At 73.9% G+C, this 22,537-nt stretch carries 18 protein-coding genes and 3 tRNA genes; 9 read left to right on the top strand and 12 right to left on the bottom strand.

All coding sequences use genetic code 11. The features are described 5' to 3' along the window. Positions 1 to 4 precede the first annotated feature (4 nt). From IE108_RS02515 to IE108_RS02500, 4 genes are all read right to left on the bottom strand, one after another. Positions 5 to 1,549 carry a sensor histidine kinase gene (locus tag IE108_RS02515; RefSeq protein ID WP_064728723.1) on the bottom strand — a complete coding sequence of 515 codons (1,545 nt, stop codon included), beginning with the start codon at positions 1,547 to 1,549 and terminating at the stop codon, positions 5 to 7. Further along, positions 1,546 to 2,283, bottom strand: a complete 738-nt coding sequence (locus tag IE108_RS02510) for a response regulator transcription factor (RefSeq protein ID WP_064728724.1) — start codon at positions 2,281 to 2,283, stop codon at positions 1,546 to 1,548. The genes IE108_RS02515 and IE108_RS02510 overlap by 4 nt, the downstream gene beginning before the upstream one ends. Before the next feature lie 76 nt (positions 2,284 to 2,359). Then, positions 2,360 to 3,250, bottom strand: a complete 891-nt coding sequence (locus IE108_RS02505; protein WP_064728725.1) for an amidohydrolase family protein — start codon at positions 3,248 to 3,250, stop codon at positions 2,360 to 2,362. A gap of 272 nt (positions 3,251 to 3,522) precedes the next feature. Then, the gene (locus tag IE108_RS02500) at positions 3,523 to 4,404 is read right to left on the bottom strand and encodes a DUF2797 domain-containing protein (RefSeq protein WP_079163574.1); all 882 of its coding nucleotides are present in this window, start codon (positions 4,402 to 4,404) and stop codon (positions 3,523 to 3,525) included. A gap of 190 nt (positions 4,405 to 4,594) precedes the next feature. On the opposite strand from IE108_RS02500, the gene IE108_RS02495 reads away from it, so the two are divergent. Then, positions 4,595 to 4,999: a winged helix-turn-helix transcriptional regulator gene (locus IE108_RS02495; RefSeq protein ID WP_064728727.1), complete on the top strand. Its 405-nt coding sequence runs from the start codon at positions 4,595 to 4,597 to the stop codon at positions 4,997 to 4,999. Here IE108_RS02495 and IE108_RS02490 read toward each other — a convergent pair. From IE108_RS02490 to IE108_RS02480, 3 genes are all read right to left on the bottom strand, one after another. Beyond that, positions 4,974 to 6,461 carry a peptidoglycan D,D-transpeptidase FtsI family protein gene (locus IE108_RS02490; protein ID WP_064728728.1) on the bottom strand — a complete coding sequence of 496 codons (1,488 nt, stop codon included), beginning with the start codon at positions 6,459 to 6,461 and terminating at the stop codon, positions 4,974 to 4,976. The genes IE108_RS02495 and IE108_RS02490 overlap by 26 nt on opposite strands. 150 nt (positions 6,462 to 6,611) lie before the next feature. Next, positions 6,612 to 6,684 (bottom strand) — tRNA-Arg (locus IE108_RS02485). A 203-nt stretch (positions 6,685 to 6,887) separates the two neighbouring features. Then, positions 6,888 to 6,978, bottom strand: a tRNA-Ser gene (locus IE108_RS02480). Positions 6,979 to 7,158: 180 nt separating this feature from the next. Between IE108_RS02480 and IE108_RS02475 the strand changes: the two genes are divergently transcribed. Continuing rightward, positions 7,159 to 7,647, top strand: coding sequence for an SSI family serine proteinase inhibitor (locus tag IE108_RS02475; RefSeq protein ID WP_064728729.1), 489 nt, complete (start codon positions 7,159 to 7,161; stop codon positions 7,645 to 7,647). 200 nt (positions 7,648 to 7,847) lie between these two features. After that, positions 7,848 to 12,125, top strand: coding sequence for a PAS domain-containing protein (locus tag IE108_RS02470; protein ID WP_107420218.1), 4,278 nt, complete (start codon positions 7,848 to 7,850; stop codon positions 12,123 to 12,125). Between the two features lie 90 nt (positions 12,126 to 12,215). On the opposite strand, the gene IE108_RS02465 is transcribed toward IE108_RS02470, so the two are convergent. The 3 genes from IE108_RS02465 to IE108_RS02455 all read right to left on the bottom strand — a co-directional run bounded on the left by IE108_RS02465 (position 12,216) and on the right by IE108_RS02455 (position 15,369). Continuing rightward, complete coding sequence (locus IE108_RS02465; RefSeq protein ID WP_064728730.1) at positions 12,216 to 13,892, bottom strand: long-chain fatty acid--CoA ligase; 1,677 nt, start codon at positions 13,890 to 13,892, stop codon at positions 12,216 to 12,218. 136 nt (positions 13,893 to 14,028) lie between these two features. After that, a complete protein-coding gene (locus tag IE108_RS02460) occupies positions 14,029 to 14,601 on the bottom strand; it encodes a SigE family RNA polymerase sigma factor (RefSeq protein ID WP_064728731.1) in 573 nt (190 codons plus the stop codon). Positions 14,602 to 15,042: 441 nt separating this feature from the next. Continuing rightward, positions 15,043 to 15,369: a hypothetical protein gene (locus IE108_RS02455; protein WP_064728732.1), complete on the bottom strand. Its 327-nt coding sequence runs from the start codon at positions 15,367 to 15,369 to the stop codon at positions 15,043 to 15,045. Between the two features lie 367 nt (positions 15,370 to 15,736). On the opposite strand from IE108_RS02455, the gene IE108_RS02450 reads away from it, so the two are divergent. The 3 genes from IE108_RS02450 (at position 15,737) to IE108_RS02440 (ending at position 17,682) form a co-directional block, all read left to right on the top strand. Next, complete coding sequence (locus IE108_RS02450; RefSeq protein WP_064728733.1) at positions 15,737 to 16,612, top strand: bifunctional DNA primase/polymerase; 876 nt, start codon at positions 15,737 to 15,739, stop codon at positions 16,610 to 16,612. A gap of 70 nt (positions 16,613 to 16,682) precedes the next feature. After that, the gene (locus IE108_RS02445; protein ID WP_064728734.1) at positions 16,683 to 17,147 is read left to right on the top strand and encodes a hypothetical protein; all 465 of its coding nucleotides are present in this window, start codon (positions 16,683 to 16,685) and stop codon (positions 17,145 to 17,147) included. A gap of 106 nt (positions 17,148 to 17,253) precedes the next feature. Next, complete coding sequence (locus IE108_RS02440; RefSeq protein WP_159394615.1) at positions 17,254 to 17,682, top strand: hypothetical protein; 429 nt, start codon at positions 17,254 to 17,256, stop codon at positions 17,680 to 17,682. Positions 17,683 to 17,709: 27 nt separating this feature from the next. On the opposite strand, the gene IE108_RS02435 is transcribed toward IE108_RS02440, so the two are convergent. Both IE108_RS02435 and IE108_RS02430 read right to left on the bottom strand, forming a co-directional pair. Further along, positions 17,710 to 17,796 (bottom strand) — tRNA-Ser (locus IE108_RS02435). 60 nt (positions 17,797 to 17,856) lie between these two features. Further along, positions 17,857 to 19,347 (bottom strand): S1C family serine protease, encoded by a 1,491-nt coding sequence (locus IE108_RS02430; RefSeq protein WP_064728736.1) that lies wholly within the window; start codon positions 19,345 to 19,347, stop codon positions 17,857 to 17,859. A 263-nt stretch (positions 19,348 to 19,610) separates the two neighbouring features. Here IE108_RS02430 and IE108_RS02425 point away from each other — a divergent pair, with 263 nt between their 5' ends. From IE108_RS02425 to IE108_RS02415, 3 genes are all read left to right on the top strand, one after another. Continuing rightward, the gene (locus tag IE108_RS02425) at positions 19,611 to 20,438 is read left to right on the top strand and encodes a glycerophosphodiester phosphodiesterase (RefSeq protein ID WP_064728737.1); all 828 of its coding nucleotides are present in this window, start codon (positions 19,611 to 19,613) and stop codon (positions 20,436 to 20,438) included. Between the two features lie 139 nt (positions 20,439 to 20,577). After that, entirely contained in the window at positions 20,578 to 21,216 is a 639-nt protein-coding gene (locus tag IE108_RS02420) for an ATP-binding protein (protein WP_064728738.1), read from the top strand. Between the two features lie 193 nt (positions 21,217 to 21,409). Further along, positions 21,410 to 22,399 (top strand): DUF5926 family protein, encoded by a 990-nt coding sequence (locus IE108_RS02415; protein ID WP_064728739.1) that lies wholly within the window; start codon positions 21,410 to 21,412, stop codon positions 22,397 to 22,399. The last annotated feature ends 138 nt before the right edge of the window (positions 22,400 to 22,537 follow it).

Below are 22,537 nucleotides of genomic sequence, written 5' to 3'. Positions count from 1 at the left end.
CTTCTCAACCCCCCTGTCGCGCCCGTGTGGTGAGGCTGTGGCGTGCCTGTGAGTGCGCGCGCGTGTCCGGCCGGCCGTGACCGGCGGGCAGGCGCACCGTGAACACCGTTCGCCCCGGCGCGGACGAGACCGTCACGTCGCCGCGGTGCGCGGTCGTCACCGCGTGCACGATGGCGAGCCCGAGCCCCGTGGAGCCGGTGGCCCGGGAGCGCGCCGAGTCGCCCCGCGCGAACCGCTCGAAGACGTGCGGCAGCAACTCCGCGGGGATCCCCGGCCCGTCGTCCTCGACGTCCACGCACAGCCACGCGCCGACCGCCCGCACCCGCGCGGTGACGGTGGTGCCGGGCGGGGTGTGGCTGCGGGCGTTGCCCAGCAGGTTGACCAGCACCTGCTGGAGGCGGGCGGCGTCCGCTGGCACCGGAGCGGGCACGTCGGGCAGGTCGAGCCGCCAGTTGTGGCCGAGCCCCGCCGCGCGGGCGTCGCCGACCGCGTCCACGACCAGCGGCACGAGGTCGGTCGGCTCGATCCGCAGGGGGCGTCCGGCGTCCAGGCGGGCCAGCAGCAGCAGGTCCTCGACCAGCAGGGTCATCCGCCCGGCCTCGGACTCGATGCGGCCGAGGGCGTGCCGGGTGTCGGGGCCGACCTCCTCGCCTCCCCTGCGGGTGAGTTCGGCATACCCGCGGATCGACGACAGCGGGGTGCGCAGCTCGTGACTGGCGTCCGCGACGAACCGCCGGACCCGCGTCTCGCTCTCCTGCCGTGCGTGCAGCGCCCCGTGCACGTGGTCCAGCATCCGGTTGAGCGCGGCGCCGACCCGGCCGACCTCGGTGTGCGGGTCGCACTCGGACTCCGGGACGCGTTCGTCGAGGTTCACCTCGCCCGCGTGCAGGGGGAGTTCGGCGACCCGGGTGGCGGTCGACGCGACCCGGCGCAGGGGGCGGGTGGCGACGCCGACGAGGACGGTCCCGGCGAGGGAGGCGGCGACGAGACCGGCGGCGGTGACACTGGCCTCGACGAGGACCAGGGTGCCGATGGTGCCGTCGACGCCGGAGGTGGGCAGGGCGGCGTAGTAGCCCTCGCGGTACTGGACCCGGTAGTCGCCGAGGCCGGGGATCTCGACGGTGTGCTTCTTCCCGTCGCGGGGGACGGCGGCGATCGCGTCCCGCTCCGTCCCGCTGAGGGAGACCGGGGTGAGGCCGCTGAGGTCGGTGCTCCCGTCGTCCTCCTCGCCGTACTTGGCGTCGACGACGGCACCGTCGAGCACCTCGGCGACGATCGTGCCGCGGGGCTGCGGTCCGCGGGTGACGAACTCGGCGAGATCCATCCGCTGCGGGACCCCGCCGGTCCGGGGCTCACCGGGCGGCCGGAACCCCGACACGCGCATCGCGACCTCGGCCACCTGCCCGTCCAGCTGCTCGTACAGATGGGAGCGCAGCGCCAGCGTCGTCACGGTCCCGATCACCGCGCAGACCACGGCGATCAGCGCCACCGACGCGACGACGAGCCGCGTCCGCAGGGTCCGCGGCCGCGGTCGTCGCCACCCGCTCACGCGGCGGGCTTGATGAGGTAACCGGCTCCGCGCCTGGTGTGGATCATGGGCTCGCGCCCGGCGTCGATCTTCCGCCGCAGGTAGGAGATGTACAGCTCGACGACGTTGGCCTGACCGCCGAAGTCGTACGACCACACGCGGTCCAGGATCTGCGCCTTGCTCAGCACCCGCCGCGGGTTGCGCATCAGGAAGCGCAGCAGCTCGAACTCGGTGGCGGTGAGGTGGATCCCGTCGCCGCCGCGGGTGACCTCGTGGCTGTCCTCGTCCAGGGTGAGGTCGCCGACGACGAGGACGGACTCGGAGCGGCGGTCGGCGGCGCCCGCGCGCCGGATGAGGCCGCGCAGCCGGGCGACGACCTCCTCCAGGCTGAAGGGCTTGGTGACGTAGTCGTCCCCGCCCGCGGTGAGCCCGGCGATACGGTCCTCGACCGCGTCCTTGGCGGTCAGGAACAGCACCGGCACGTCCGGCAGGTCGCGGCGCAGCCGCCCGAGCACGCTCAGCCCGTCCATGTCGGGCAGCATCATGTCCAGGACGACGGCGTCGGGGCGAAAGTCCCGCGCGGACTGGACGGCGCCGTGGCCGTCACCGGCGCTGCGGATCTGCCAGCCCTCGTAGCGCAGGGCCATGGAGAGCAGTTCGGTGATGGACTGCTCGTCGTCCACCACAAGCACCCGGACGGGGCTCCCGTCCGGCCTCAGCAGTTCGGTGCGCCCCTGGGGCGAGGTCGTGGTCATACCGGAGACGATGTCGGGGCGCTCTGAGAACGCCCTTGCCCCAAGCTGTGAATTCTCTGAGAAACCCCGGGGTGCCTCAGCCCCCCGCCAGGCCGAACAGCCGCGCCGCGTTGTCGTGGCACACCCCCCGCAGCCACGCGTCCCCCAGGTCCAGCCGCTCCAGGGCGAGCAGCTGGTGCAGGTAGGGGTACGGGATGTTGGGGAAGTCCGAGCCGAGCAGGATCCGGTCGCCGAGGTCCGCCAGCCTCGGCAGCGCCCGGCGGGGAAAGGGCGCGAGGCGTTCGCTGAAGTCGGTGAAGGCCATGGTCGTGTCCAGCCGCACCTCGCCGTACCGCTCGGCGAGGTCCAGGAAGTCCTCGTACTCGGGCATCCCGAGGTGCGCGACGATCAGCCGCAGCCGGGGGTGCCTGGCCAGGACCCGGGCGATCGGCTCGGGACCGGTGTGCTTGCCCGGCGCCGGCCCCGACCCGCAGTGGATGACGACCGGGACGCCCGCCTCGGCCAGCACGCCCCAGGCCGGGTCGAGCAGTTCGTCGGCCGGGTCGTACGCCCCCACCTGCACGTGCGCCTTGAAGACGCGCGCCCCCGACTCGACGGCCCGGCGGACGTACGTCTCGACGCCCGGCTCGGGGAAGAGGGTGGAGGTGTGCAGGCAGTCGGGCGTGCGGCGGGCGAAGTCCAGCGCCCAGCCGTTCAGCCACTCGGCCATCCCCGCCTTGTGCGGGTACAGCATGGCCGTGAAGGCGCGGACGCCGAACGCCCGCAGCAGCGCCGCGCGTTCGTCCTCCTCGTGGCGGTAGGTGATCGGCCACTCGAAGCCGCCGGTCAGCGGGCCGAGGTCGTCGAAGTAGGCCCAGACCTTGGCCAGGACCCGCTCGGGCATGAAGTGCGTGTGCACGTCGACCAGCCCGGGCAGTCCGAGCCCCTCCCAGAACCGCCGGACCTGCCCGGCCTCGTGATCACTCATGGGGCCACGATCGCGCCCGGCCCGCCCCGGGACAAGGGGGTCTCGGACCGGCCGGTCTGGCGCGCCCCTTCGCCCCTGTACGCCTCCGTGCGCCGCCGCACAAGGAGGGCCCGGGACAGCCCCGTCCGGGGTCCTCCTTCACATCAGCGGCGTTCCAGAGCCACCCCTTGTCCCTGCACGCCCCGGGACACCGGCCGCCTCGCAACAATCCGCCCGCATCCGGCCGCCCTCGTCGTCCCCGGCGCGCTCGGCCCCAGGGCGCCTCAGAACGATCAGAACAGCCCGTCCTGCACCCCGGCCGCCTCCCGGAACCCCCGCACCGGCACCGCGCAGGGGTCTCCGCCGGCGGCGACCAGCTCCCAGCCCGTCATCAGCCGGGTGTCCAGGACGACGACCCCGCGCTCCGTCGCGAGGTGCAGGTCCGGTCCGGCCGCCGCGACCAGCCCGCCCCCGATCTCCCCGCCCGCCACCAGCTCGGCCACCTCTCCCACGGCGGCCGGGAAGCGGTCCGGATCCCCGATCCCGAAGACGTCCGCGTGGTCCACACCCTCGAACGGCTCGGGCGTCAGCGACTCCGGCCAGCCGCCCAGCGCCACCGCCCGCGCGTGCAGCTCCGCGATCTCGGCCGTCCGCTCCGCCTGGTCGCCGGGCAGCGCGGCGCGCACCGCCCGCTTGTGGGCGTACGGAATCCGGTCCGGGACGCCGAGCGCCGCGCGCAGCAGCTCCTCGGTCCGCCGCGCGGCCATCAGCGGCCCGCACCCCAGCCAGCTGAAGCAGACGGCGCCCTGCTCCAGCAGCCGGGCCGCGCCCCGCGCCCGCGCGGTGATGCCCACCTTGACCAGGCCGGGCCCGAACCAGGCCAGGTAGACGCGGTAGGGCTGCGGATCGTCCGCGATCGTGTCGGCGGCCACCGAGTGCGCCCGGTCCAGCCGGGCGCACTCCTCGCACCGCGCCCCCGTGCTCCGTCCCGGCACGGCGGCCCGGAGCGGGCACGCGTTCCCCCGTGCTCCCACGCATGTCCGCACACCCCCCTCGGCGACCGCGAAGGCCACCCGTCTCCCCCGTGCCAGGGCACTACTCCGCCCCCCGGCCCACCTCAGCACCGGGCCCTCGGCCGACCAGCGCAGCCCCGCGCACTTCCATGCCTGTGCCATCGCCGTCGAGACTACGGGCCACCACTGACAACGGCCGGTGACCGGAGCGGAGCCACGGCGGCCGGCGCTCACCGGCGCCGAGCCGCCTCCGGACGGGCACCTGCGGAGGGAACCCCCGGGGGGGAGGGGCGACCGCCCGCCGCCCCCGCCCCTCGCCCGTCCCCGGGCGGCCCCCGCCCGGACGTACCGTATGGACATGGCAGACATCGACCCGCTGTGCCCCGAGCGCCTGGTCATGGAGCACGTCACCAGCCGCTGGGGCACCCTGGCCCTGATCGCGCTGCTGGAGCGCCCCTACCGGTTCAGCGAACTGCGCCGGGAGATCGGCAGCGTCAGCGAGAAGATGCTGGCCCAGACCCTGCGGACGCTGGAGCGCGACGGCCTGGTCCACCGGGACGCCAAGCCCGTCATCCCGCCCCGCGTCGACTACTCCCTGACCGCCCTCGGCCGCGAGGCCGCCGAGCAGGTCAGGGACCTGGCGCTGTGGACGCAGCGGCGGATGGCGGCGGTCGAGCGGGCCCGCGAGGCGTACGACGCCACCCAGGCCCGGCCCGCGGCCGCCCCCGGCGTCACTGCTGGAGGACCGCCTTCATGACGCTCTTGGCGATCGGCGCGCCCAGACCGCCACCGGAGATGTCCTCACGGGAGATGTCCATGTCGGTCGGGTCGATGAAGACGGCGACCGCCACGGAGGACCCGTCCTGCTTCTTGCCGTAGGAGACGAACCAGCCGTACGGCACCTCGTCGTTGACGTTCACACCGCGCTGCGCGGTACCGGTCTTGCCGCCGACCGTGATCCCGTCGATCTGGGCGCGGCGGGCGCTGCCCTCCTTGGCGGTGAACTCCATCATCTCCTGGACCTTCTGCGCGGTCTCGGCGGAGACGGCCTCGCTCATCACCTTCGGCTCGGTCTTCTCCAGCGTGCCGAGGTCCGGTCCCTTGACCTCGTCGACGATGTACGGCTGCATCACCTTGCCGTCGTTGGCGAGCCCGGCGGTGACCATGGCCATCTGCATCGGCGTGCTGGTCAGGCTGCCCTGGCCCATGCCGGTGAGCGCGGTGCCCGGGGCGTCGAGGTCCTCCGGGTAGAGGCTCTTGGCGGCGAGCAGGTCGCCGAACTCCTCGGAGTAGACGTTCTCGTTGAACCCGAACTTCTGCGCCGTCTCGCGCATCTTGTCCTGCCCCACCTTGGAGGCGGCGTCCAGGAAGACGTTGTTGCAGGAGTACTGCATGGCGGTCTTCATCGAGGCCTTGTCGCAGACCGCGTCGCCGGCCTCGCTGCCGATCTTGTTGCTGGCCTGCGGCAGCTGGTAGGGGGAGGCGGCGTCCGTGCGGGCGTCGACGTCCGAGACGATCCCGTGCTCCAGGGCGGCGGCCGCGGTGAGGATCTTGAAGGTCGAGCCGGGCGGGTAGGTCTCGCGCAGCGCGCGGTTGGCCAGCGGCTTGTTCTTCTGCTTGTCCAGCGCCACGAAGCGGTCGGACTCCTTGAAGGTGCTGCCCGCGAACTTCGAGGGGTCGTAGGAAGGCGCCGAGACCAGCGCCAGCACCTTCCCGGTCTGCGGATCCAGCGCGACCACGGCACCGCGGGCGCCCTTGAGGTCGGTCAGCCCGTCCCAGGCGGCCTTCTGCGCCTTCGGATCGATGGTGGTGACCACCGATCCGGCCCGCCGGCCCTCACCGCTGACGACGTCGGCGAACCGCTGGAAGGCCAGCCGGTCGTCCTTGCCGGTGAGGATGCCGTCGTAGGTCTTCTCCAGCAGCGTCATGCCCTGGGCCTGCGACGCGAATCCCGTCACCGGCGCGTACATCGGCCCGTCGAGGTAGGTCCGCTTGTACTTGAGGTCGGTGCCCTTCACCTCCGCGGACCCGGTGACGGCCCGGCCGCCGACGACGATGTCGCCGCGCGGGGTGGCGAACTGCTCGATCTGGACGCGCCGGTTCTTGTCGTCGGAGGCGAGCTCCGGGGCCCGGACGTACTGCAGCCAGTTCGCCCGGATCAGCAGACCGAGCACCAGCAGCCCGCAGAAGATCGCCACGGCCCTCAGCGGCTTGTTCACCGGGTGCCTCCGTCGAGGCTCGGCCGGTCGGATATGAAGAAGATGCGTACGCGCAACATGCGCACACCCTAGACAAAGTTGTGAATGACCATCACGCCGACGGCAAACAGCGAAGGCCCCGTCGGTCTTCGACGGGGCCTTCGCGAGATGTGCACTCGGCAGGATTCGAACCTGCAACCTTCTGATCCGTAGTCAGATGCTCTATCCGTTAAGCTACGAGTGCTTGTCTTCTTCAGTTTTGCCGCCGCTCCCGGCCCTTCCGGCCCGCTCGCGGCGACAGGAAGAACATTACATGACTGCCGCCGCCATGTGAAATCCGTTAGCCCCACCCCTTGTGAGCTGGGAAAACAGCCCTCGGCCGGGATGCGCGGCGCCGGACGAACAGCGAAGCCCCGGCCGAGTGGGCCGGGGCTTCGGTGATCGGTGCGGAGGCGGAGGGATTTGAACCCTCGATGGGCTTTAAGACCCAAACCGCATTAGCAGTGCGGCGCCATAGACCGGACTAGGCGACGCCTCCAGACAACATCACCGTCTCGCGGGCGAGCGCGAGCGGTGCGTGCCGATGATGACACAGTTGAGCGCGCTGTCACCAATCGACCCCCACGGTACTAGGCGCGCGGGCCGCGGGGCAAAGCCTTACGGCGGCCCCCGGGGACCCGCCGCGCAACGTCCGGCGCGCCCGCGCGTTGGGCAGGGCATGTTCCAGGTCTCCCGCACCCCCGCCGCCCGCCTCCTCGGCGCTGCCGCCGTGTCCCTCGCGTCCCTCGCCTCCCTCTCCGCGGCCCACCCGGCCGCGGCCACCGGTGCCGGTGCCGGTGCCGGTGCCAGTACCGTTTCGGTCCCGGCGGGTGATCACCTGACCGTCACCGTCCGGGACGCCGGCGCGGGCGCCGACGGGACGTTCGAGCTGTACTGCAACCCGGGCGGGGGCACCCACCCCGACCCCGAGGGCGCCTGCGCCGCCGTCGAGCGCGACACCCGGTGGGGGCAGGACGCCTTCGCCCCGGTCCCGGAGGGCAGCGTCTGCACCATGCAGTACGGCGGCCCGGCCACCGCGCACGTCACCGGCGTCTGGGCCGGACGCCCGGTCGACGTGACGTACGACCGGCGCGACGGCTGCGAGATCTCCCGCTGGGACCGCATGGTGCCGCTGCTGCCCGAGGTGGGGGCGCGGGGACGGTCGTAGAGGGCGCGGGGCGAGGTGCCGGGCGGGCGCCCGGCGGGCGCCGCTCACACGTTCTACGTCACTTCCTCGTGCGACCTCCGTCGCATCCCACGCCGCCCGCCGGGGCCCAACCCTTAGACTCCCTCGCGTGACACCCTGGGGGCCGGTTGGCAAGATGGCCCAGGCGGTCGGCAAGTGCGGTAACAGGAGGGAAGCGTCTCGTGAGCAGCAGGCCATCCCGAGGCGCTGCTCGCCTCGCAGCCATACTGGACGCGCTGCCCGACGCGTTGGTCCTGGTCAACGCCAACGGCACCGTGGTCAACGCGAACACCATCGCCCTGGAGGCCTTCGAGACTCCGGGCACCGCGCTGGTGGGCCGCGGACTGCTGGACCTGCTCCCGCAGTTCGACTCGCGCCTCATCCCCGGCTCCATGCGGCGCCCCGACCACGTCGACCCCCGGGCGCGGACCAAGCCCACCCGGATGACGGCGCGGCGCACCGACGGCTCGGAGTTCCCCGTCGAGGTCACCAGCGCCAACCTGGAGACCGGCCAGCAGGCCTACGACACCTACGGCTACACCGGCGACGAACTGCTGATGCTCGTCGTCCGCGACCTCTCCGGCACCGTCGACACCGAGGCCGAACTGGCCCGTTCGCAGCGCCAGACCGAGATGATCCTGCGGGCCGCCTCCGAGGGCGTCGTGGGCACCGACACCGACGGCCGCATCGTCCTCGTCAACCCGGCCGCCGCCCAGATACTGGGCTACCGCGCCGGTGAACTCGGCGGCCGCGAGCTGCACACCCTCGTCCTGCACTCGCGGGCCGACGGCTCGCCCTTCCCGTACGACGAGTCGCCGCTGGCCGACACCCTGCGCTCCGGGCGCAAGCACCGGGTGCGCGGGCAGGTGGTGTTCGCCAAGAACGGCGACCAGCTGCCGGTCGACCTGACGACCGCGCCCGTGCGCGACGGCGACCAGCTGGTCGGCGCCGTGATGACCTTCACCGACCGGCGTCCGTACGACGCGCTCGTCCAGGAGCACGAGGAGGCGGAGCAGCGGCACGCCGAGGAGCTGGAGCGGCTCGCCGAGGAGCACGCCGCCGAGCTGACCGCGCTGCGCCGGGAGCACGCCGCCGAGCTGGAGGAGCTGCGCGAGAAGCACGCGGAGGAGACCGCCGTGCACGCCGACCGCTACGCCGCGCTGGGCGAGCGGGAGAAGGACCGGTACGAGGCGATCGCCGCCCGGCACGAGCAGCTGCTCACCCTCCTCGGCGGCTCCCTGCGCGGCCCGCTGGACGAGCTGCGCCGGGAGCTGGCCGCGCTGGCCTCCGACGACGCGGGGCAGCTGTGGCCCGAGGCGAACCAGGTGCTGCACCACCTCTCGGCCGGCTACTCCCGCATCACCACGCTCATCGACAACGTCCTCGGCTACCAGCGCCTCGACGTCGGCGGCGAACAGGTCGTCCGCACCAAGGTGATGCTCGACGCCGTCGTCGCCGCCGGTGTCGACGGTGCCGTGGAGCTGATCGGTCCCGGGCGGGTGCAGTTCGCGGTGCACGCGCCGCCCATCGAGGCCGAGGTCGACGTCCGGCTGCTGGCGACCGCGCTGGCCCACCTCGTCGCGGACGTCGCGGGCGTCGACGCCACCGGCAACTCGCCCGTGTCGGCGACCGGCGGCTACCTGGACAACACGGTCGTGGTCGCGGCGGCGCAGCGCGGTTCGGTCGTCCGCATCGAGGTGCGCGGGCCGTACGCCGGGGGAGACCCGGTGCACGAGCCGATCGTGCGCGGGATCGTGCGGGCGCACGGCGGCGTGCTCCAGACGCACGAGGTGCCGGGCATGAGCGGCAGCGCCTACGTGCTGGAGGTGCCGATCGGCGGCGGCGCCGGGGCCGTTCCGGCGCCGGTACCGGTGCCGGATCCGGTCGGGGCGGGCGGCGAGGACGCCGGGGCCGTGGGTGCCGCGGGTGCCGACAACGCGCTCGCCGTCCGTGAGCCGGCCGCCGGGGGCGGGCGGCGCCGGGCCCGGCGCGCGGCGTCCTCCGTCGACGCGTTCCTGGAGAGCGAGTCCGGGGGCGGCGAGGAGCAGGGCCCGCCCGCGACCGAGGGCACCGCGCCCACCGGGCGACGCAGGCGGCGCGCGGCCCAGCCGCAGGAACAGGCCGCGTTGGAGCAGGGTGCACCGCAGCAGGGCGCACCGCAGCAGGCCGGGCAGGCGTACGCCGCCCAGGCGCCGGGCGCCCAGTCCCCGGCGGCGCTCGCGGTGCCCGCGCAGGCAGGGTCGGGCGAGGGGTCCGGCGGTACGGGGCGCCGGCGCGGCCGGCCCGCCGAGGACGCGGGTGCCGGTGCCGCGGAGCTGCCGCCGGGAGCGCGGGCCGGGGTGGCCGAGGGCGCCGTCGTCATGGCCGGCGAGAACCGGGGCGGGTCCGCGGCCTCCAACACCGGCCTGGGCGGCACCGCCGTACCGCCGCAGGGTGTGCCCGCGCCCGCCGGGGGCCTCGCCCGGCAGGACGGCGCCGAGCAGCAGGCGCTGCCGCCGGCGCTGCCCGCGCAGGCCGGGGAGTCCGACCCGCCGGACGCCGACCGGCCCACGGGGCGCCGCCGCCGCGCCCTGGCCTCCGCGAACGAGCGGGCCGCCGCGCAGGAGGCGGCGCCGCGCCAGGTGTTCGCGCTGCCGCCCGCCGACGCGGACCGCCCGGCCGACGGCACGGTGGCGGGCCAGGTCCCGGCGCAGAGTGCTCCGGCGGCCGCCCACGCCCGGGGCCCGGTCCCCGCGCGGGCCCAGGCACCCGCACCGAGCCCGGCCCAACCGCAGGCGCAGGCGCAGGCGCAGGCGCAGGCGCAGGCCGCGGCACCGTCCCAGGCTCAGGCGCAGGCCGCGGCGCAGCCCCAGGCCGCCCCGCTGCCCGGCCCGGCCGCCCTCGGCGACGCCCCGGTCGACGAGGGCCGCCACGACGCCGTACCGCACGACCAGGCCGAGGACCACACGCCGCCGCAGCCGCACCCGGCCGAGGCGCCCACGGGACGGCGCCGCCGGGCCGGGGCCGCACGGGCCGCGGAGGAGGCCCCGCCGCAGGGCGGACAGGCGCAGGCCACGCCGCCCGCGCAGGCCGTACCCGGTGTCCCGGCCGCGCCCGAGGCCCCGCAGCCCTGGCCCGCCACCCCGCCCCAGGGCGAGGGCGCCGGTGCTCCCGGCCCGGCCTCGACGCCCCCGCGGGGCGTCCCCCACTCCACGCCGAGCCAGGGCACCCCGCTGCCGCCCGAGAACGCGCCCGCGCCCCGCGCCGCCCAGCCGCTGCCGGCCGAGGCGTCCGCGCCCGCCGACCCGAACGCGACCCAGGGGCGTTCGATCAGCGTCCGGACGCTCGGCCAGGGCGTGCCGTTCAACCGGCAGGCGGTGCAGGTGCAGCAGCCGTCGGCGACCCCCGCACCGCCCCAGGCGGCCACCTCCGGGCGGCGCCGCAAGCTGGGTACGCCGCCCGACCCGCGCGGGGACCAGCCGGCCCGCCCGCACCCGGCGACCGAGCAGCCGGCCGCCGCCCCGCAGCCGAAGCAGCAGCCGCAGCCGCAGCCGCAGCCGCAGGGTCAGGAGCAGCCCTCCCTGGGCGGCGGACAGCAGCGGCTCGCTCCCGCCTCCGAGGGCGCCGGACGCTCGTACGCCATAGGGGCGCCCGACAAGGACGCCGCCGAGGGGCCCGAGCCGCTGGACGGGCCCGGCGGTGCCGTGGAGGTGGCGGATCCGCCGCGTCCGCAGCCGATGGACGACGAACTGCCGCCGGAGCCGCTGGACAACCCGCGCCGGCTGCTGGTGTGGCCCGCCCCGGACGTCTCCACGCAGCAGGCGCTCAGCGACCGCGGCTACCGTCCGGTGATCGTGCACTCGCGCGAGGAGGTCGACGCGCAGATCGCGGCGTTCCCGGCCGCGCTGTTCGTGGACCCGCTGACCGGGCCGATCACCCGTACCGCGCTCCAGTCGCTGCGGCAGGCCGCGGTGGCCGCCGAGGTGCCGGTGCTGGTCACGGCCGGCCTCGGACAGGCCTCGCGGGACGCCGCCTACGGCGCCGATCCGGCCGTACTGCTGAAGGCCCTCGCGCCCCGGGACACCGAGCAGCACCCGCCGCGCGTCCTGCTGATCGAGGAGCACGCGGAGATCGCGCTGGCGCTGACCTCGACGCTGGAGCGGCGCGGGATGCAGGTGGCGCGGGCGGCGAGCGACGCCGACGCGGTGGCGCTGGCCGGGCAGTTCCGGCCGAACCTGGTGGTGATGGACCTGATGCAGGTGCAGCGGCGCCAGGAGGGCTCCGCCGGGATCGTCGGCTGGCTGCGCGCGAACGGGCAGCTCAACCGCACCCCGCTGGTCGTCTACACCGCCGCCGTCGACCAGGCCGACCTGCCGCGGCTGGCCTCGGGCGAGACCGTGCTGTTCCTGGCCGAGCGCTCCACCAGCGGCGAGGTGCAGGGCCGGATCGTCGAGCTGCTGTCCCGGATCGGGACCAACTGACGCCCAGGCGTCCCAGGCGTCCCGGACGCCGACGGCCGACGGTACGGGTACGGTCCCGCACCGTCGGTCCGCCTCCCCGGCCGGACTCGGTCAGAGGCGGGTGACGTCCAGCCCGCCCTCGGCGTACTGCCTGCGCAGCACCTTCTTGTCGAACTTGCCGACGCTCGTCTTCGGCACCGTCTCGATCACCGTCCAGCGCTCCGGCAGCTGCCACTTGGCGATCTTGCCGTCCTCGGCGAGGAAGGCGCGCAGCTCCTCGAAGCCGACGCTCGCGCCCTCCTTGAGGACGACGGTGGCCAGCGGACGCTCGCCCCACTTGTCGTCGGGGACGGCGACGACGGCGGCCTCGGCGACCTCCGGGTGGGACATCAGGGCGTTCTCCAGCTCGACGGAGGAGATCCACTCGCCGCCGGACTTGATGACGTCCTTGGCCCGGTCGGTGAGGGTGAGGAAGCCGTCCGGGGAGATGGTGCCGACGTCGCCCGTCTTCAGCCAGCCGTCCTCGCTGAACTTGTCGTCGGGGCGCAGCGGATCGGCTCCCGGCCCGTTGTAGTAGGCGCCGGCGATCCAGTTGCCGCGCACCTCCAGCTCCCCGGCGGACTCGCCGTCCCAGGGCAGCCGCTCGCCGCCGGGGCCGGTGAGGCGGGCCTCGACGCCGGCCGGGAAACGGCCCTGGGTGAGCCGGTACGCGAACTCCTCGGCCGTACCGATCGCGTGGGCCGGCGGCCGGGCGACGGTGCCGAGCGGGGAGGTCTCCGTCATGCCCCAGGCGTGGCAGACCCGCATGCCGAGCGAGTCGAAGGCCTCCATCAGGGAGGGGGGACAGGCGGAGCCGCCGATGGTGACCTGGGTGAGGGAGGAGACGTCCCGGGGCTTGGCCGTCAGTTCCGCGAGGAGACCCTGCCAGATGGTGGGGACCGCGGCGGCGTGCGTCGGCCGCTCGCTCTCGATCATCGCGGCGAGCGGGGCGGGCTGGAGGAAGCGGTCCGGCATCAGCATGTTCACGCCGGTCATGAAGGTGGCGTGCGGCAGTCCCCAGGCGTTGACGTGGAACTGCGGGACCACGACCAGCGAGGTGTCCTCGTCGGTCAGGCCCATCGACTGGGCCATGTTGACCTGCATGGAGTGCAGGTAGATGGAGCGGTGGCTGTAGACCACGCCCTTGGGGTCGCCGGTGGTGCCGGAGGTGTAGCACATGGCGGCGGCCGCCCGCTCGTCCAGCTCGGGCCAGTCGTAGGTGGCCGGCTTCCCCGCGATCAGGTCCTCGTACTCGTGCACATGGGCGGAGGCCCCCTCCAGCAGGGAGCGGTCGCCGGGGCCGGTGACGACGACGTGCTCGACCGTCTTCAGGTGCGGGAGCAGCGGGGCGAGCAGCGGCAGCAGGGAACCGTTGGCGATCACGACGCGGTCGGCCGCGTGGTTCACGATCCAGGCCAGCTGCTCGGGCGGGAGGCGCAGATTGAGGGTGTGGAGGACCGCGCCCATGGAGGGGATCGCGAAGTAGGCCTCGACATGCTCCGCGTTGTTCCAGGCGAGCGTCGCGACCCGTTCGTCGTCGCCGACCGCGAGGTCCTCGCGCAGGGCGTGCGCGAGCTGGGCGGCGCGGGCGCCGATCTCGGCGAAGGAGCGGCGGTGCGGCTCGTCCTCACCGGTCCAGGTGGTCACCTGCGAGCTGCCGTGGATCGTCGACCCGTGGGTCAGGATCCTCGATATCAGCAGCGGTACGTCCTGCATCGTGCTCAGCACGGTGTCCTCCCGGGGCGACATTGCCTACGCGGCGGTAAGGGTTGCGCTGATTCTGCGCACATACCGCGCGGTATGTCACTACTCCCGGGTGATCGATCAGTGCGGGCTGCCCCGCCGGGAGCCCGGACGGCTCACGGCCCGAAGGCCCTTTCTGCCGTCAGCTGCGGACAATCCCCAGCTCAGGGTCCTCGCGGAGCTTGCCGAGCGCCCGGGAGACGGCGGACTTCACGGTGCCCACGGAAACCCCGAGCACTTCGGCCGTCTGGGCCTCGCTGAGGTCCTCGTAGTACCTGAGGACGACCATCGCACGCTGCCGGGCGGGCAGCTTCATGATCGCCCGCCACATCGCGTCGTGCAGCGCCTGCCGCTCCGCCGGGTCGTCGCCGGCCGGCAGGGGCTCCGGCTCGGGCAGCTCCTCGCAGGCGAACTCGTCGACCTTGCGCTTGCGCCACTGCGAGGTCCGGGTGTTCAGCAGGGCGCGGCGCACGTAGCCGTCCAGGGCGCGGTGGTCCTCGATGCGCTCCCAGGCGACGTAGGTCTTGGTCAGCGCGGTCTGCAGCAGGTCCTCCGCGTCGCTCGGGTTCGCGGTGAGCGACCGGGCGGTACGCAGCAGCACCGGCTGGCGGGCCTTCACGTACGACGAGAACGACGGGTACGGGAAGGTCTGCGCCCTTGCTGGCGCCGTGGCTGTGGCGGCTTCGGAAGCGCTGGTGCAGACGGGTGTGGTCATGGCTCAACGCTAGGAGCGAGGGGGTGTCCGGCGGATCGGCCGCAGGTCCCGAAGCGGACTCCGCCTCAGGTTGTAGGGGTGGGGCCCGCTGCACCTCCTGTAGGTGGACGAGGGGTGGAGGGCCACTGCGGGTTCACCCTAGGGGCCTCTGCAGCGGAGCGGCCGCGTCCTCCGCGGGCCCGCTCTCGGCGAAACGAATGGGCGGCGACACCGAAGCACAGCCGAAGCGTCTGGGCGGCGGCACCCGAGCACAGCTGAAGGGTCTGGGCGGCGACACCCGAGCACCGCCGGAAACGTCTGGGCGGCGACACCGACGCGCCGCCGGAAACGTCTGGGCGGCGGCACCGAAGCACCGCCGCCCAGACGCACTGCGACCCCTTGAAGCACACCCGCGATCACCGGGGGCCGACGCGGCAGCGCGCCCGCGCCGGCCCCCTCAGCTCACCACCACAGCGGGGAGAAGCTGACGGCGACGTTCTCGTTGCCCTGGTTGATCGCCGTGAACGCCGAGCCGTCGACCTGCGCGGTGTTGCTCTGGTTCGACGCGCCCGAGCCGACGGCCTGCTGCTGCGTCGTGGACGAGTTGCCGTTGTTGCTGCCACCGACACCGCTGCCGAGGATGCCGGCGTTGGCGCTGGCGGCGGTCGCGCTCGATCCGTCGTCCGCGAAGGCACCGTTGTCCGCCGTCGCCACACCGCCGAGGAGCGCGGCTGCGAGCGGAAGGGCGGCGACGGCGGCGACGACACGGGCGGTACGGATGCTTGCCATGTTTGTTCCTCCAGAACTGGACCTGCGTGAAGCTGCGTGAAGGTGCGTGAAGCTCTCTGAACTTGGGCTATTGCCAAGGCAGTTGGCCGACCGCCTCGACGCTGTGCACGACGTCGCGTGATCAGAGTTGCCCACCGGATCCCCGGCGAACCACCCCGGAAGCCCTGATTCGCCCTCAAGCGTGAGGACAAGTCGATAAACCCCTTTGCTCACCTTCACCGCCCAGCACGGGGCAGCCCGGACACTCCCGCCCCAAGCCGCACAACGGACGAAGCGTTCCGTCACATCCGCGAAGTCGGCCCACATCCCCGGCGCGTCACACTCCCCCACCCTTCCCTTTCTCGAACATACGTACGACCATGGATGCATGGCCACCACCGACCGGCAGGCCACGACGCTGGCCCTCGCACACGCCCTGTCAGCCGCGGAACGCGGACTGGCCGTGATCCCCCTGTCCCGGACGAAGCTCCCGGCCCTGCGCTCCCCGCACCGCGCCGGCCCGGCGCCGGACCAGTCCTCCTGCCACGGCGAGTGCGGCCGCTTCGGGCACGGCGTCCACGACGCCTCCACCGACCCGGCCCGCATCCGCGAGCTGTTCGCCGCCGCACCCTGGGCCACGGGCTACGGCATCGCCTGCGGCCTGGCCCCGCACCACCTCGTCGGCGTCGACCTGGACACCAAGTCGGAGACCGACTCCTCGGCCGCCCTGCGCGAACTGGCCCTGCGCCACCTGTTCACGATCCCGCCCACGGTCGTCGTCCTGACCCCCAGCGGAGGCCGCCACCTCTGGCTCACCGGCCCGCCCGAGGCCGTGGTCCCCAACTCCGCGGGCCGCCTCGCGCCGGGCATCGACATCCGGGGCGCCGGCGGCTACCTGGTCGGCCCCGGCTCCCGCACCCGCCACGGCGTCTACACGACCGCGCCCGGCACGTCCCACCTGCCGCCCGCCCCCTGCCCACCCGCATTCCTGCGCCTCCTGCTCCCCCCGCCCCGCTCCCCCCGCGCCCCGCACGGCACCCCCGACGCCCACGACGGCCGCGGCCTCGTCCACTTCGTCCTCGCCGCCCACGAGGGCCAGCGCAACACCCGCCTCTTCTGGGCGGCCTGCCGCGCCTACGAGAACGGCATCGGCCCGGCCCTCCTCGACCCCCTCCTGGACGCCGCCCGGGCAACCGGCCTCACCGAACGCGAGGCCCGCACGACCATCGCCTCGGCGGCCCGCATGACCGGCCACCACCCCTGACCCACCGCCCGCCCCCGCCACCCCACCGGCCGTCCCCACCGCCCCACCCGGCACGAACCGAAAGACCCCGATGCACAACCGCCCCGGAGTGCCGGCCATGTCCCTGGCCAGAGTCGTCCTGACCTGCGGCCGCACCGTCGACCTGGCCGAACTGCACCTCACCCCCACCTACGGCACCCGGCTGGACGGCTACCCGTGCCGCCCCGTCAACGACCTCCGCATCCGGACCCTCCGGCACACCGCCGAGCGCATGTCCCCCGCGACCCCCGTCCACCTGGTCCCGCCGCCCCGCGACTACCCCGACCAGTACGCGGGCGCCCAGGGCCCCGTCGAGATCCTCCCCCGCGTGGCCTGCGCGGCCCGCCTCTCCTCCCGGCCCCTGAACCCGTCCCGGGACCCCCTCCGCTACCACTCCACCCTCACGGTCATCTGGTTCCAGCCCACCCCGCCCCTCCCGGACCCCGACACCCCACCCCCGGCCCTGCACCACCTCGACTGGGCCGGGCTGGCCCGGGACGTCGAGGTGGGAGACTGACGCCATGGGGCGGGGGACCCGGGGACGGGACAAATGGGGACCGGTCGCCGTGGCAGCGGTGTGCCTCGTGGTCGCATCGGCCGCAGGCTGCACGGTCGCCGTACAGATGGCGGACGCCAGACGGATCGACGCGTCTCCTTTACGCATCCGCGGAGTCGTCGACAGGGTGGTGCAGGTCAAGGGCGGGACCAAGGTCCACGTGTCCTACCGCGTCGACGGCCACCGCTTCACCACGGACGACCTTCCCGTAGCAGGAAACGCAGGCCCCGAACCCCCCGAGCGGGGCACCGCGGTCTGCCTGGAAACCGCCGCCACGGACCCAGGAACCGTCCGACTGTGCGGCCAGAAGTACCCGACGGGCGACGACGTGATCCCGGCCCTGGGCCTCCTGACCGCGGCCGGCATCGCGGGCACGGCAATGTCCGCCGGATGGTTCACGACGACGGCCCGCCAACGCCGCCGCACCGCCCACCGAACCGCCCCTCGGCCACCCGACGACGGCTCAGCCCTCCACGAGGACGACCCCCGACCGTAGAACCTGGTCAGGGGCCGTAACTCACTGCGGTGGGTGTGGGATTTGAACCCACGGTGACATCGCTGCCACGACGGTTTTCAAGACCGTTCCCTTAGGCCGCTCGGGCAACCCACCCCGCGCCGGTCGTGATCTGTGGCGCGGGACCAGGGTAGCGGGTCGGTGTGGGGGTGTGGGTCAGTCGTCGCCCAGCTTGGAGCCGAGGGTGACTTCGGTGGTGCGCTGCTTGCCGTCGCGTTCGTAGGTGACCGTGACCTTGTCGCCGGGCTTGTGGGTCCAGATCTCGCCGATCAGGGTCGGGCCGCTGTCGATCACCCGGTCGTCCAGCTTGGTGATCACGTCGCCGGGCTTGAGGCCGGCGTCGGCCGCGGGGCCGCCCTTCTCGACGGGGGCGGAGCCGCCCACGCCCTGCTCGGTGAGCTTCGCGCCGTTCGTCGTCTCCTCCAGGGAGACCGAGGCGCCGATCTTCGCGTAGACCGGCTTGCCCGACTTGATCAGCTGCTGGGCGACGAACTTCGCCTGGTTGACCGGGATCGCGAAGCCCAGGCCGATGGATCCGGACTGGCCGGTGCCGAAGCCGCCGTTGCTCGTGGACTGGATCGCGGAGTTGATGCCGATGACGTTGCCCTGGGCGTCGAGCAGCGGGCCGCCGGAGTTGCCCGGGTTGATCGACGCGTCGGTCTGGAGGGCGCTCATGTAGGACGCCTTGCTGTCCGCGGCGCCGTCGCTGGAGGCCACGGGACGGTTCTTGGCGCTGATGATGCCCGTGGTGACGGTGTTGGACAGGCCGAAGGGGGCGCCGATGGCGATCGTGGAGTCGCCCACGGCCACCTTGTCCGAGTCGCCGAGGGGGAGCGGGTTCAGGTCGGACGGGGCGTTCTCCAGCTTGATGACCGCGACGTCGTAGCCCTGCGCGTTGCCGACCACCTCGGCGTCGTACTTCTTGCCGTCGGGGAAGACCGCGCTGAGCTTGCCGCCGTCCACCGCCTCCGCCACCACATGGTTGTTGGTGACGATGTGGCCTTCCTTGTCGAAGACGAAGCCGGTGCCGGTGCCGCCCTCGCCGTTGCTCCCCTCGGCCTGGATGGTGACCGTGCTGGGCAGCGCCTTGCCCGCCACGCCGGCCACCGTGCCCGCCTCGCGCTTGACGGAGCCGCCGGTGTCGGAGGCGGAGACCGTGGTGGAGCCGCCGCCGTCGTTGTTCTTGGCCAGGGTGTAGCCGAGACCGCCGCCCAGACCACCCGCGACCAGCGCCGCGATCAGGACCCCGGCGAGCACACCGCCGCGTCCGCGGCCCGAACCGGACGCGGGGGGCTGCTGGTACGAGGCACCCCAGCCGCCGCCTCCCGCCCCGCCGCCGGGGCCTTCGCCGAAGCCGCCACCGCCGCCGGCACCGGCACCGCTGCCGCCGCCTCCGTACGCCGGTGTACCGGGCGGCGGGGGCGGAGGCCAGGAGGCGTCGGGGGGCGTGTGGCCGTGGGGCGGTGCCCCGGTCGGCGTCGGGGCGGGCGGTGTGGCGGCCGGGTCCTGCGGGGTGGGGGCCGAGGCCTGCTGCGCGGGGGGCTGGTGCGGCGCGGGCGGCTGGGCGGAGGCAGCGGGAGCGTCCACCGGCACGGGTGGTGCGGACGGGGCCGGGGGTACCGCGGTGCCCTCGTTCTCGGTGCTCACAGCTTCTCTCCTCGTTCCACGGCGGTGTGTCGGTCACCCGGATCGCGCTCAGCCGCGCTCACGCGGTGGTCCACGGTCCGGCGCGATGCGGGTGTGCTGGCCTGTTTGTATGCCATCAGCTTTTCCCACGGGCCGTCAGGGCACCATAAGCGGTTGCTGTGGGTCCCGGACCGTTCCTTACATGGGATGTCCAAGACTAAACGGACGCATGGACGAAGCGACCCGATGGCACGTCTACCCGCGCGCGGTGGCACCATGACGCGGTGACCCACGCACGGCAGCACCGGATCCAGGTCGTCGCCCACCGCGGAGCCTCCGAGGAGGCCCCCGAGCACACCCTGGCCGCGTACCGGAAGGCGATCGAGGACGGGGCGGACGCCCTGGAGTGCGACGTGCGCCTGACGGCGGACGGTCACCTCGTCTGCGTGCACGACTGGCGGGTCAACCGCACGTCGAACGGCCGGGGCGCGGTGTCCGCCCTGGAGCTGGCCGACCTGGCCGAGCTGGACTTCGGAGCCCGCCGGACCCGCGAGTTCTGGCGTACCCGCGACGAGCAGCCGGACTGGGAGCACCGGCCCGAGGACCGGGAGGAGACCTCCGTCCTGACCCTGGAACGGCTGCTCCAGCTGGTGGCCGACGCCGGACGGCGGGTGGAGCTGGCGATCGAGACCAAGCACCCCACCCGCTGGGCGGGGCAGGTGGAGGAGCGGCTGCTGCTGCTCCTCAAGCGGTTCGGGCTCGACGCCCCGGCCTCGGCCGCCGAGTCCCCGGTGCGTGTGATGAGCTTCTCGGCCCGCTCGCTGCACCGGGTGCGGGCCGCCTCGCCGACGCTCCCGACGGTGTACCTGATGCAGTTCGTCTCACCCCGGCTGCGCGACGGGCGGCTGCCCGCGGGTGTCCGGATCGCGGGCCCCTCGATCCGGATCGTGCGCAACCACCCCGCCTACATCGAGCGGCTGAAGCGCGCCGGTCACCAGGTGCACGTCTGGACCGTGAACGACACCGACGACGTGGATCTCTGCGCCGACCTGGGCGTGGACGCCGTCATCACCAACCGGCCGCGTGCGGTGCTGGACCACCTCGGGCGCTGACAGGCAAGGCGATTCGTCCGCAGGCCTTGACCCGGCGGCCCGTCTGCCGCATTCTCCGGTCTCGGCCACACCGACGAAATCCAGCCACGTGACTACGGGGAGTGCTCCGGCGCGTTCGCTGCGTGTTCGACCGTGTCGAATGCGTCACTGGGCGGCGACGGTCCGGTTTCCGGTTCAGGCCGGAGGGGCATCCACACCGTGGCGTGGGGCGAAGGAGGTCTCGGGGGTGGCGTTGGTGGTGGCACAGGAAGTGCCCACGTCGTCGAGCATGGCCGTTCCCCATGGCCCTGCGGGCGTGGGGCGAGCGAGGCACCGCATGCGCGAGCAGTTGCGCGGCGGCGGTGTGGCGGAACCGGTCATCGACGACGCAGTTCTGGTCCTTTCCGAACTCTTGAGCAACGCGTGCAAGCACGGCCGCCCCCTGGGCGACGCGCTGGCCGGGGACGGCGACGTGCGTGCGGCCTGGCGGGTCGATCCGGCCGGCCGGCTCGTCGTGGAGGTCACGGACGGCGGCGGGCCGACCCGCCCCACCCCGGCGACCCCGTCGGTCACGGCGCACGGCGGCCGCGGGCTGAACATCATCACCGCGCTCGCCGACGACTGGGGTGTACGGGACGACGCGCGCGGTGAGGTCACGGTCTGGGTCGTCGTCCACGACGACGTGCACGACCCGGACGCCGGGCACCGGCGCGACGACTTCGCCACCCGCATCTCGGCGCCGGCCGTCTCCGAGATCCCCGGGCTGGACTTCGCGGACGTCGTCGACGAAGCGGGCTGAGCCGGCCGGCGACCGTGCGAGGGTTCGCCGCCCGCCGTCCGCCGTCGCCCACCGTCCGCCGTCGCCCGCCAACCGCCGTCGGCCTCCATCCGCCGTCGGCGGCCCGGCCGTTGTCCACAGGATCCCGTCGGCATCGGCGCGAACGGCTAGGCTCGCGCCGTACTAGATGAGCCGCTACCGGGAGACACCCACGATGGCCAAGAAGCGACCCCAGACGAAGGCCAAGCGCCCGCAGCCCGGCGGCGGAGCCCGCGCCGCGGGTGCCGACGGGCAGATCCCGGTCGTCGGCGCCCGCGAACCCTGCCCCTGCGGCAGCGGCCGCCGGTACAAGGCGTGCCACGGCCGGGCCGCCGCGCAGGCCACGACCGAGCTGGTCCACCGTCCCTTCGAGGGGCTGGCCGGCGAGTGCGACTGGGTGGCGCTGCGCGAGCTGGTGCCGGCGGCGACGGTGGAGCTGACCCTGCGGAACGGCCTGCCGGAGGGCGTCCCCTCCGTCACCCTGGCCACCGTGCTGCCGATGGCCTGGCCCGCCCTGCGCCGCGACGACGGCTCGGTCCTCCTCGGCCTGCAGAACGACACGGCGTCCGGCGACATCAGCCGCGACCTCGCCGACACCCTCCAGCAGGCGCTCACCGCCGCGCCCGGTACCCCGGTGCAGGGGCGCCGCGCGCCGGCCGAGGGTCCCCGGCTGCAGGACCTGCTGGCACCCGAGGCCGCGTTCGAGCCGCAGGTGCACGCGGGCTTCGAGTTCTGGGTGCCGGACCCGGAGAACGCCACGCCGGAGGTGACCGCCTCCCTGGAGCGGGCCAACGCCGCGGCCATCCCGACCGTGCGCCTGCGGAGCGTGGACGCCGCCTACTGGTGCGAGACGCCGGAGAAGAACCACCTGCGCTGGGTCATGCCGGACGAGGAGGAGCGCCTCCTGGACGCCCTGGCGCGGCTGCACGCGGCCGGGCGGTCCTCTCTCGGCGAGGGCACGCGCCTCGTCGGTTCCTTCCGCGCCCACGGGCTCACCGTTCCGGTGTGGGACCTGCCGAGCGAGGTCACCGCGGAGGACGTCGAGAAGCCGGCCGCCGAGTTCGGCGAGCGGCTCGCCGAGGCCCTGGCCTCCGACGCGCCGCTCACCCACGACGAGCGCCGGGCCCGGGGCGGCCTGACCAACCGACAGGTCACGCTCAGCTGACGCCCCGCGGGACACGGGCCGGCCCGGCTGACCGACCGGTCAGCCGGAGCACCCGCCGCCCCGCGGGTGACTCCGATCACAACTCACGGCGCGGACAAGCCAATCGGTGACCGGAAAACAGGAGATCGAATTTGCTAA

The organism is Streptomyces parvulus, assembly GCF_014648855.1.
Taxonomy (GTDB): domain Bacteria; phylum Actinomycetota; class Actinomycetes; order Streptomycetales; family Streptomycetaceae; genus Streptomyces; species Streptomyces parvulus.
The sequence above is the reverse complement of the archived record's forward strand: the minus strand, read 5'-3'. Positions and strand labels throughout refer to the sequence as shown.

Bases quoted from the DNA above. Each gene is read 5' to 3' on its own strand.
- IE108_RS02510 (WP_064728724.1), bottom strand. From the start codon at position 2,283: ATGACCACGACCTCGCCCCAGGGGCGCACCGAACTGCTGAGGCCGGAC.
- IE108_RS02505 (WP_064728725.1), bottom strand. From the start codon at position 3,250: ATGAGTGATCACGAGGCCGGGCAGGTCCGGCGGTTCTGGGAGGGGCTC.
- IE108_RS02500 (WP_079163574.1), bottom strand. From the start codon at position 4,404: ATGGCACAGGCATGGAAGTGCGCGGGGCTGCGCTGGTCGGCCGAGGGC.
- IE108_RS02495 (WP_064728727.1), top strand. From the start codon at position 4,595: ATGGACATGGCAGACATCGACCCGCTGTGCCCCGAGCGCCTGGTCATG.
- IE108_RS02475 (WP_064728729.1), top strand. From the start codon at position 7,159: ATGTTCCAGGTCTCCCGCACCCCCGCCGCCCGCCTCCTCGGCGCTGCC.
- IE108_RS02465 (WP_064728730.1), bottom strand. From the start codon at position 13,892: ATGTCGCCCCGGGAGGACACCGTGCTGAGCACGATGCAGGACGTACCG.
- IE108_RS02460 (WP_064728731.1), bottom strand. From the start codon at position 14,601: ATGACCACACCCGTCTGCACCAGCGCTTCCGAAGCCGCCACAGCCACG.
- IE108_RS02455 (WP_064728732.1), bottom strand. From the start codon at position 15,369: ATGGCAAGCATCCGTACCGCCCGTGTCGTCGCCGCCGTCGCCGCCCTT.
- IE108_RS02450 (WP_064728733.1), top strand. From the start codon at position 15,737: ATGGCCACCACCGACCGGCAGGCCACGACGCTGGCCCTCGCACACGCC.
- IE108_RS02445 (WP_064728734.1), top strand. From the start codon at position 16,683: ATGCACAACCGCCCCGGAGTGCCGGCCATGTCCCTGGCCAGAGTCGTC.
- IE108_RS02440 (WP_159394615.1), top strand. From the start codon at position 17,254: ATGGCGGACGCCAGACGGATCGACGCGTCTCCTTTACGCATCCGCGGA.
- IE108_RS02420 (WP_064728738.1), top strand. From the start codon at position 20,578: ATGCGTCACTGGGCGGCGACGGTCCGGTTTCCGGTTCAGGCCGGAGGG.
- IE108_RS02415 (WP_064728739.1), top strand. From the start codon at position 21,410: ATGGCCAAGAAGCGACCCCAGACGAAGGCCAAGCGCCCGCAGCCCGGC.